Source organism: Phytobacter massiliensis JC163 (genome assembly GCF_000321045.1).
GTDB classification, from domain to species: Bacteria; Pseudomonadota; Gammaproteobacteria; order Enterobacterales; family Enterobacteriaceae; genus Phytobacter_A; species Phytobacter_A massiliensis.
On record NZ_HE578952.1, the window covers coordinates 3,637 to 7,513 of the forward strand.

Consider the following 3,877-nt stretch of genomic DNA (forward strand, 5'->3'; position numbering starts at 1 on the left):
ATCTCCAGCTCGCTCACCCCCTCAAAATCCAGATCGCGGGGCAGGCGGATGGCGCGGTTGTTGCCATTTTTAAATATCGATACGGTTCTCATCGTGTTTCTCCCGATATTCGGACCTCTCCGAAAGGTGTTTATGCGCCGGGTGTGCGCATATGCCCAGTATAGGCGGTTGTTCATTGCTTGTATAGGGTTAGCATATGCAGATGTATGGCATATGGGTATGCCACACATAGGGGCTGGTCTCTCATTTTCCGCTGAGATCCGATTTCTGTTAGAGCCGGAAGCGAAGTAACGCAGCGGCTAAATAAATTCCTCTCATGCGTTACCGACATTTCAGAAAAGGCCACACATAATGGCTGTGACTGAAAACTTATGAGGAAGAGAGATGGACTACACCCGTGCCCGTACAGCTGCTGATATGCTGAATATACTCAAAGCATACCGTGATGAGCTGCATGAACTGGAGCTGAGAAAGCCACGCTGGCCAGTGCTGGAAAGGCTTATTAACCGTGAAACCGAAATGACGCCGGTCTGGAATGAGATCGCCGGGCATGAGCTGACCCCGGTGCAGTGCCGCACTCTCCTAGAGCAGCTGTTCTTTGCTGGCGCCTACGGCTCTGAAGAGGAGTTCAGGGTAATTTATCAGCCGGTATATTCGCCGTGGGTGAATCATGTTGAACGCCTGTGGAAGGCACTGCATGACACCATTTCCCGAAATCATCAGTGCCGCTCAATGTGGCAACTGCTAAAGTTCGCCACTTTATGGAAACTGCCAGCCCATTCCCTGGAGGCAAACACGGGTTTGAAAAAGTGTAGCGGTATTAGGAGGACCTATTTAGTTGTTTAAGTTATCTCAAGGAAAGCAAATTTCTATATGACAAGCTAATTAACATTGTCCGGCCCCTGTGCAGGATTACAGATATATAAGGTCTCCTTAATGCCTGTTTTTGCTTCATATTGTGTCGTTACAGCCTCTTTTACTGCTGGCACCAATTTTTCGGGTACCAACGCGACGACACAACCTCCGAATCCACCGCCAGTCATACGCACGCCGCCTCTATCTCCGATAGTAGTTTTCACAATTTCAACCAGTTTATCGATCTGCGGCACAGTGATTTCGAAATCTTCACGCATAGAAGAGTGTGATTCCGCCATTAACTCCCCCATACGTTTCAAATCCCCTTTTTCCAGAGCACTAGCTGCTTCAATAGTACGGGTGTTCTCTGTTAGTACATGACGAACACGCCGAGAAATCACGGGATCCATTTCACTAACCAGGGCATTAAATGTATCAAGGCTGACGTCACGCAGCGCTGACTGTCGGAAGAAATGTGCCCCAGCTTCACACTGATCACGGCGGATGTTGTACTCGCTACCGACCAGCGTGCGTTTGATATTACTGTTAATAATCATCACTGCCACACCTTTTGGCATTGAAACGGCTTTAGTGCCCAACGTCCGGCAGTCTATCAACAGGGCGTGATCTTTTTTGCCCAGTGCTGAAATCAGTTGATCCATGATACCGCAGTTACATCCGACAAACTCGATTTCCGCTTCCTGACCATTAATGGCGACCTGTGCCCCATCAAGCCTCAGGTGGTAAAGCTGCTGAAACACGGTGCCAACGGCTACTTCCAGTGCTGCGGAGGAACTTAACCCTGCGCCCTGCGGAATATTACTACTGATCACAAGATCGGCACCGCCAAAAGAGTTATTACGTTTTTGCAGGTGCTTCACCACGCCACGAACATAATTAGACCATTGCTGGCTGTCGTGAGTGATAATTGGCGCGTTGAGATAAAACTCATCAACTTGGTTGTCATAGTCAGCGGCTATGACGCGCACCTTACGGTCGTCTCGTTTCGCGCAGCTGATCACCGTCTGGTAATCAATGGCACACGGCAGCACGAAGCCATCGTTATAATCGGTAGTGTTCCCCGATCAGGTTTACGCGTCCCGGCGCTTGGATAGCATGGGGTAGCAGGGTAGCCGAACTTTTTCAGCAAACAAGCCATGTGTTTTTTCTTTCAGAATCATTGTTATTCTCCGGATTCGCGAAAATGGACATCACTGACTGCACGCAGGCGTTCTGCTGCCTGTTCTGCCGTCAGGTCGCGCTGGGTCTCGGCCAACATCTCATAGCCGACCATAAACTTACGCACAGTCGCGGAGCGCAGCAGCGGCGGATAAAAGTGGGCGTGCAGTTGCCAGTGTTGATTATCTTCGCAGTTAAAGGGCGCGCCGTGCCAGCCCATGGAATAGGGGAAAGAGCACTGGAAAAGATTGTCATAACGGCTGGTCAGTTTTTTCAGCGCCAGCGCCAGATCGCTGCGCTGGGCTTCGCTTAAATCGGTGATCCGTAATACGTGGGCTTTCGGCAGCAGCAGGGTTTCGAACGGCCATGCCGCCCAGTACGGCACCACGGCTAACCAGTGTTCGGTCTTCACCACGGTGCGGCTACCGTCGGCCAGCTCGCGCTGGACATAGTCCAGCAGCATGGGCGACTGCTGCTCAGCGAACCAGGTTTTTTGCAGGCGTTCTTCCCGCTCCACTTCGTTAGGCATGAAGCTGTTAGCCCATACCTGACCGTGCGGATGGGGGTTGGAGCAGCCCATCGCCGCGCCTTTGTTCTCGAAGACTTGCACCCAGGGGTAGCTCTGCCCCAGCTCGGCGGTTTGCTCCTGCCAGGTTTTCACCACCTCGGTCAGGGCTTCAACGCTCAGTTCCGGCAGGGTTTTGCTGTGATCCGGCGAGAAGCAGATCACCCGGCTGGTACCACGCGCGCTTTCGCAGCGCAGCAGCGGATCGTCACTCTGCGGCGCGTCCGGTGTGTCGGTCATCAGGGCGGCAAAGTCGTTAGTGAAAACAAAGGTGCCTTTGTAATCGGGGTTGATATCCCCGGTGACGCGGGTATTCCCCGGACAGAGGAAACAGTCCGGATCGTGCTGCGGCAGCGTCTGTTTAGCTGGCGTCTCCTGCGCCCCTTGCCAGGGGCGTTTGGCGCGATGCGGAGAGACCAGGACCCACTGCCCGGTTAATGGGTTGTAACGGCGATGCGGATGATCAACATGGCTAAACTGCATCATAATTTCCATTCATATTGTTAAGGTTACAGATATCAGATTGATAGGTCATTAGAGTTGAATGAGAATTAATAATTTCCTGTCGGAATATATTTTTTAAACAATCTCATTCACATCAAAAATTATGGTACACAGAAAATCTGAGCAAGATATTTACTGTGGGTTAAGAATTCAGGTAATTGTGCCAACTTAATATTAATGTGATTTATTAAGTATTCAATCCATTAATTTTTAATGAATTATGAAATTAATACCTGTTCCTTTGTAGTATTCATTTTTAATGTTTTAAAAATTGATCTATTATCCTGTCACCCTCCCTAATTTGCATTTCTCCATTAACCCATTTTAATATATTTTTCTTATTTTTTGCATAGAAAGTAACTCTGCCAAAGAAAAAAATCTCTTTTCCCCTACCATCTTCTGTAAAATGTTAATTCCAGTAAAGAATTGTTGTTAGTTAACCTGTTATCATTAACTCAATCGTTGTGCAAGATATCGCTCATAATCTGGGATCACAATATCAAATGTCTGGCTTATATACTGAGACCGAACTATAAATTCGGCCGTTGAGACATTGGTAGCGACAGGTATGTTCCATACAGTGGCAAGACGTAGTAGCGCTTTAACGTCAGGATCATGCGGGACTGCATTTAATGGATCCCAGAAAAATATCAATATATCAATTTTTCCTTCCGAGATCAGCGAACCTACTTGCTGATCACCTCCCATCGGACCGCTTAACATGGCATGCACAGTGAGCCCCGTTTTGTGTGAAACCATGTGGCCCGTAGTACC

General features: G+C 48.9%; 3 protein-coding genes and 2 pseudogenes. 1 reads left to right on the plus strand and 4 read right to left on the minus strand.

The window, feature by feature from the left end:
• A partial coding sequence (locus ENTHG_RS26200) for an AbrB/MazE/SpoVT family DNA-binding domain-containing protein (RefSeq protein ID WP_044185799.1) occupies nucleotides 1–92 on the minus strand: 92 nt, incomplete at its 3' end.
• Between the two features lie 532 nt (nucleotides 93–624).
• Between ENTHG_RS26200 and ENTHG_RS24570 the strand changes: the two are divergent.
• Nucleotides 625–815: pseudogene (locus ENTHG_RS24570) on the plus strand (IS630 family transposase); the annotation flags it as partial.
• Between the two features lie 70 nt (nucleotides 816–885).
• Here the strand turns inward: ENTHG_RS24570 and galK are convergent.
• The 3 genes and pseudogenes from galK to mgsA all read right to left on the minus strand — a co-directional run.
• Nucleotides 886–2,036, minus strand: a pseudogene (galK, locus tag ENTHG_RS23065) (galactokinase).
• Between the two features lie 2 nt (nucleotides 2,037–2,038).
• Nucleotides 2,039–3,085 (minus strand): galactose-1-phosphate uridylyltransferase, encoded by a 1,047-nt coding sequence (gene galT, locus ENTHG_RS23070; protein WP_044185802.1) that lies wholly within the window; start codon nucleotides 3,083–3,085, stop codon nucleotides 2,039–2,041.
• A 468-nt stretch (nucleotides 3,086–3,553) separates the two neighbouring features.
• The coding region (gene mgsA, locus ENTHG_RS23075; RefSeq protein ID WP_044185804.1) for a methylglyoxal synthase at nucleotides 3,554–3,877 on the minus strand (324 nt) is incomplete at its 5' end.

Coding starts and splice junctions, on each gene's coding strand:
- galT (WP_044185802.1), bottom strand. CDS start 3,085: ATGATGCAGTTTAGCCATGTTGATCATCCGCATCGCCGTTACAACCCA.